This is a genomic window from Mesorhizobium sp. M7A.F.Ca.CA.002.15.2.1, from assembly GCF_003998715.1.
GTDB lineage: Bacteria > Pseudomonadota > Alphaproteobacteria > Rhizobiales > Rhizobiaceae > Mesorhizobium > Mesorhizobium ciceri.
This window is the reverse complement of sequence record NZ_RZPI01001233.1, coordinates 1-541: the sequence shown is the minus strand read 5'-3', so window position 1 is coordinate 541 and position 541 is coordinate 1. Positions and strand designations below refer to the sequence as shown.

Annotated in this window: 1 protein-coding gene; it reads left to right on the top strand. The window is 65.2% G+C overall.

Annotation, left to right across the window (positions count from 1 at the left end; all coding sequences use genetic code 11):
- Positions 1-541 (top strand): bifunctional ornithine acetyltransferase/N-acetylglutamate synthase (locus ENZ74_RS33845; protein WP_206522415.1); only part of this gene is annotated, 541 nt, incomplete at both ends.

Sequence of the window (541 nt, the reverse complement as noted above, 5' to 3'; positions counted from 1 at the left end):
GTACAAGGGCCGCACCGATCTTTTGACCATGGTCTTCGATGAAGGCACTGCGGTCGCCGGCGTGTTCACGAAATCGAAATGCCCCTCGGCGCCGGTCGATTTCTGCCGGCAGAATCTCGGCGCGGGCAAGGCGCGGGTGCTGGTCGTCAATTCCGGCAACGCCAATGCCTTCACCGGCAAGAAGGGCCGCGAGTCGACCGCACTGACCGGCGAGGCGGCGGCGAAGGCGGCCGGCTGCACGGCAGCGGAGGTTTTCATGGCCTCGACCGGCGTCATCGGCGAGCCGCTCGACACCAGCAAATTCAGCCATCTGCTCGCGGGGCTGGTCAGCAAGGGCAAGCCCGAGCTGTGGACCGAAGCGGCAAAGGCGATCATGACCACGGATACCTATCCGAAAGTGGCGACCGCGACCGTCAAGCTCGGCGACACCGATGTCACCATCAACGGCATTTCCAAGGGCGCCGGCATGATCGCGCCCGACATGGCGACGATGCTCTCCTTCATCGCCACCGACGCGCCGATCGCCGCACCTGTCCTGCAG